5 protein-coding genes and 1 riboswitch are annotated in these 4,503 nt (G+C 70.6%); of the genes, 4 read left to right on the plus strand and 1 reads right to left on the minus strand.

From position 1 onward, the window contains the following. On the minus strand, nt 1-1,411 hold a 1,411-nt coding region (locus tag AB1609_16305; protein ID MEW6048011.1), incomplete at its 3' end, for a heavy metal translocating P-type ATPase. A gap of 165 nt (nt 1,412-1,576) precedes the next feature. On the opposite strand from AB1609_16305, the gene AB1609_16310 reads away from it, so the two are divergent. The 4 genes from AB1609_16310 to thiL all read left to right on the plus strand — a co-directional run bounded on the left by AB1609_16310 (nt 1,577) and on the right by thiL (nt 4,503). Beyond that, nucleotides 1,577-1,783: a hypothetical protein gene (locus AB1609_16310; protein MEW6048012.1), complete on the plus strand. Its 207-nt coding sequence runs from the start codon at nt 1,577-1,579 to the stop codon at nt 1,781-1,783. A gap of 6 nt (nt 1,784-1,789) precedes the next feature. Further along, nucleotides 1,790-1,903: riboswitch (TPP riboswitch) on the plus strand. Between the two features lie 52 nt (nt 1,904-1,955). Then, nucleotides 1,956-2,609 carry a thiamine phosphate synthase gene (gene thiE / locus AB1609_16315; GenBank protein ID MEW6048013.1) on the plus strand — a complete coding sequence of 218 codons (654 nt, stop codon included), beginning with the start codon at nt 1,956-1,958 and terminating at the stop codon, nt 2,607-2,609. A 45-nt stretch (nt 2,610-2,654) separates the two neighbouring features. Next, nucleotides 2,655-3,503 carry a hydroxyethylthiazole kinase gene (gene thiM / locus AB1609_16320; GenBank protein MEW6048014.1) on the plus strand — a complete coding sequence of 283 codons (849 nt, stop codon included), beginning with the start codon at nt 2,655-2,657 and terminating at the stop codon, nt 3,501-3,503. Then, the gene (gene thiL / locus AB1609_16325) at nt 3,490-4,503 is read left to right on the plus strand and encodes a thiamine-phosphate kinase (protein ID MEW6048015.1); all 1,014 of its coding nucleotides are present in this window, start codon (nt 3,490-3,492) and stop codon (nt 4,501-4,503) included. Before thiM ends, thiL begins: the two co-directional genes overlap by 14 nt.

Here is a 4,503-nt window from a genome sequence, read left to right on the forward strand (position 1 = left end):
GGCCGACCACGATCACGGTTTTTCCCTCGCGCTCCAGGCGTTCGATCTGGCCGTTGAGGCCGGACTCGAGGCAAACCCCGTGCTGTTCGAGGAGCCCCGCCGTTCCCACCAGGAGCTCCTCGCCCTTGAAAAGTGCCCGGGCGCCGGCCCCCACCAGGGCCTGGAAGCCGGTGGTATCGGGCACCTGGAGCCCGCTGTCCGAGGCCCGCTCCAGCAGGGCTCGGGCGATGGGGTGCTCGCTCCACCGTTCCACCCCTGCCGCCAGCTGCAGCACTTCACGCTCCGTCGCGCCACCCAACGGGATGACGTCGGTCACCCGTGCCCGGCCTTGCGTCAGGGTGCCCGTCTTGTCGAAGGCGACCACGCGGATGCGGTTCAACCGTTCCAGGTGGACGCCGCCTTTGATGAGAACGCCCTCGCGTCCCGCACGGGCGATGGCGGCGGCGGTGGCTACCGGCGTCGACATCACCAGCGCGCACGGCGCGGCCGCGACGAGCAGCACCACGGCTCTGTGGGCCCAGGTGGCAACGTGGCCGTCAAACAGCGGACAAACGACGAGCAGAAAAGCAGCCGCCGCCAGCACCCCGGGACTGTAACGGCGCCCGAACCGGTCGATCCACCGCTGCGAGTGGGATTTGACCTCCTGTGCCTCCTGTACCAGGTGGATCATGCGGGAGAGGGTGTTGCTCTCGTAGTCAGCGATGACCCTGGCAGCGAGCGCTCCCGTGGTGTTGATGGTGCCCGCGAACAGCTTCGACCCCGGCCCCTTGTCAACGGGCATGGACTCTCCCGTTACGGCCGACTCGTCGAGGCTCGAGCGGCCTTTGAGGATGACGGCGTCGGTGGGCACCCGCTCGCCCGGCCGGATCACGATGAGATCGCCGGGCGTCAGGTCGGCTGCGGCCACCACCTCTTCTTGACCGCCCGCCAGCCGGTGTGCCGTGGGCGGTGCCAGGTTCAGCAGGGCCCGGATGGCGGTGCGGGTGCGTGCGTACGTGTACTCCTCAAGGGCTTCGGCAGTGGCGTAGATGACCGCCAGGAGGCCGGCTTCTTCCCATTGGCCCAGCAAAACGGCCCCAAGCGCCGCGAACCCCATGAGGGCCTCGATCCCGATGACGCGCTCTTTGCGCAACACCTCCCAGCCCTCCCGGGCCCAGTAGCGGGCGCCAACGAGGATGCCGGCGAGGTACAGGAGCGCAGAAAGCCAGGAAGGGCTCTGCAGGCGTTTGAGCCCCCACGCCACGGCCAGTATCAGCGCTGCGGCGCCCGCGTTGCTCATCGCCGGGTAAGCGTACCAGGGGCCCTCGAACCCCTCGTCGCCGCCTTCACGGGCGTGGCCCACAGCTTGAGCGCCGCGGGCAGCGTGGGTCTCGGGCAGCTGCGCGGTGGGGCTAAAACGCAATTCAGGCATTCCCGGGCGCCTCCGCCAGCGACCGCCGGATACGCTCGCCGGCCAGGCCGTAACAGGCCATTCGGCCGGCCTTACGGTAGGTCACAGCACCTGACTGGCGCAGCAGCCGGAGGTGGTGGCTCGCCGCGCTCGCCGATCTTTCTCTGCCGGTCTTGGTCATCATGTTTGAACGAGTGTGATAATATCACCCATGCCGGTGAGGAGAAACCCGGTCAGGACCGGCAGGGCGAAGCCGTCGTCCTTCGGGGCGACCCGGCCGCTGCCATTGCCCTGGCCGAAGGCTCGTCTGCCTGGATCCGGGTGATCCTCAACCTCGCCGCCGGCCTGGCCCAGCAGCCACGTGAAGAGGAATGGTGGCCGGTCGTGGCGTAGTGAACGGTATACCGAGCGGGGAGCCCGGTCGAGCCGGGCTGAGAGGAGGGCCGTGCCTGCCCTCGACCCGTCGAACCTGACCCGGGTAATGCCGGCGTAGGGACTCGCCGATGCTGACGAGGGGGGCCGCCCGGGCGGGCGGCCTTCGGTCTTTTGAAAGGGGCGATCGGGCGTGAGCCGCAGGCGGTTCGACCCCTCCCTTTACGTGGTGACGGACCGGCCCCTGGCGCGCGGGCGCCCTCTGGAGGCCGTGGTTCGGGCCGCGATAGCGGGCGGGGCGACGGCCGTTCAGCTGCGGGAGAAGGAGGCCAGCACGCGAGCGTTCCTCGAACTGGCGCAGGCCCTGCGGGCGCTGACGCGGGATGCTGGCGTCACGTTCATCGTCAATGACCGGATTGACGTGGCGCTGGCGGTCGACGCAGACGGCGTCCACGTGGGGCAGGACGACATGCCCGCAGCCCTGGCCCGCCGCCTCATCGGGCCCGACCGCATCCTCGGGGTGACGGCGGCAAACGAGGAACAGGCGCGTCGGGCGCAGGACGACGGTGCCGACTACATTGGGTGCAGCGCCGTCTTTGCCACGGCGACCAAGCGCGACGCCGGGATGCCGCTGGGCCTCGAGGGGCTCAGGCGCCTCGCACGGGCCGTTCGCATACCCGTCGTCGCCATCGGGGGCATCAATGCCGCCAACGCGGCCGGCGTGATGGGCTGTGGGGTGGCCGGCATCGCCGTGGTGTCCGCCGTGGTGGCGGCGGAGGACGTGGAGGCGGCGGCGCGGGAGCTTCGCCGGATCGTGGACGGTGAGCGCAGCAGGCCGGCCGGGTAGGCCGGCGGGCCCCGACGGTAAGAGCCCAGAGAGGAGAGGTAGGCCATGGACCCCAGGCAGGAGGTTCGCAGCCGGGCCGCGGAGGCCCTGAGGAAGATCCGTTCGCAGCGTCCGCTGGTTCACCACATCACCAACCTGGTGGTCATGAACGACACCGCCAACGTGACGCTTCACGTGGGCGCCCTTCCGGTGATGGCCCACGCCCGGGAAGAGGTCGCCGACATGGTCGGCATGGCGGGGGCGCTGGTCATCAACATCGGAACGCTTGAGCCCAACTGGGTGGAGGCGATGCGGATCGCCGGGCGGCGCGCCAACGAGCGCGGCATCCCGGTGGTGCTCGACCCGGTAGGAGCCGGGGCCACGCCGTACCGCACCGAAACGGCCCGCAGCCTGCTGCGGGACGTCCGTGCTGCGGTCGTCCGGGGCAACTCCGGGGAGGTCGGGTCCCTTTTCGGGACGGGCGGCGTGGTGAAGGGTGTGGAGAGCGTGGGGGGCGTTGAGGATCCCGGGGCGCTCGCGCAAGGAGCCAGCCGGGCCTGGGGCGCTGTGGTGGCCATCACGGGCAAGCGGGACATCATCTCGGACGGGACGCGAACGCTTGGGGTCGACAACGGCCACCGGTGGCTCATCACCCTCACAGGCACGGGCTGCATGGCGACCACCATGGTGGCGGCGTTTGCCGCCGTGGAGCCGGACTACCTGGTGGCGGCGGCGGCGGGGCTTGCCTGTTTCGGGCTGGCGGCCGAGGTGGCGGCCCGAGAGGCCCGGGGGCCGGGGTCGTTCAAGGTCGCGCTGTTCGACGCCCTGTACAACATGACGCCGGAGGAACTGGAGCGGGGCGCGCAGATCGAGGTTCTGGCCGGCCAGGAAGGACGGCCGTATGGCAGGGCTTAAGGTGTCAGAGGTCGGCGAGTTCGACCTCATCGACAGGCTGGCGAGGCGCCTGAAGCCGCCAAACCCCGACGTGCTGGTGGGGATCGGCGATGACGTGGCGGTGTTGCGGGTCGGGGAGGACCGCTGCATCCTGGCCACATGCGATGTGCAGGTCGCCGGCATCCACTTCCTCCCGGAGAAGGTGGACCCGTACCGCCTGGGGCGGCGGTGTGCGGCGGTCAACCTGAGCGACATAGCGGCCGTAGGAGGGCGGCCCACGCACTTCCTGGTTTCGCTGTTGCTTCCGTCCGACACGGACGTCGCTTTCCTGGAGGCGCTCTACGACGGGCTTTCGGATGAGGCAGGGCGGTACGGCGCCGACGTGGTCGGGGGCAACGTCAGCGGTTCGCGGTGCCTGCAGATCGACCTGACGCTGCTGGGCGAGGCAGCCCCCGAGCACGTGCTGCGGCGAGGCGGTGCCCGGCCCGGGGATCGGGTGCTGGTGACCGGCCGGGTGGGTGCTTCGGCAGCGGGGCTGGCCCTGGTGCTGAACCCGGCGCTGGACGTACCCGAACCTTTCCGGCGAAGCGTGCTGGACGCGCACCTCACGCCGACCCCGAGGCTGCCCGAGTCCCAGGCCATCGTGGCGGCGGGCGGCGCTACGGCCATGATCGACGTGAGCGACGGTCTTGCGCGGGATCTTGCGCACATCTGCGACGCAAGCGGGGTGGGCGTGCGGATCCGGGCGGAGGCCGTTCCCATCGACGAGGCGACGAGGCGGGTCGCGCAGGCGGCGGCTCGGGACCCGCTGGAATGGGGGCTCGGGGGCGGCGAGGACTACGAACTGCTCTTCACGGCCCGCCCGGAACGCGTCGAGGGCATTGTGGCCGCCGTGCAGCAGGCGACGGGCACGCCGGTGGCCGTCATCGGCGAGGTGGTGCGGGCATCGCAGGGTCGGCGCCTGGTTTTCGCCGACGGCCGCGAAGCGGAACTGGCGCCGCGGGGCTGGGTGCACTTCTAG

The sequence above is a fragment of the Bacillota bacterium genome, from assembly GCA_040754675.1.
Taxonomy (GTDB): Bacteria; Bacillota; Limnochordia; order Limnochordales; family Geochordaceae; genus Geochorda.

What these genes read in the sequence shown, in the direction of transcription:
- thiM (MEW6048014.1), top strand. Translation starts at nt 2,655, where the DNA reads ATGGACCCCAGGCAGGAGGTTCGCAGCCGGGCCGCGGAGGCCCTGAGG.
- thiL (MEW6048015.1), top strand. Translation starts at nt 3,490, where the DNA reads ATGGCAGGGCTTAAGGTGTCAGAGGTCGGCGAGTTCGACCTCATCGAC.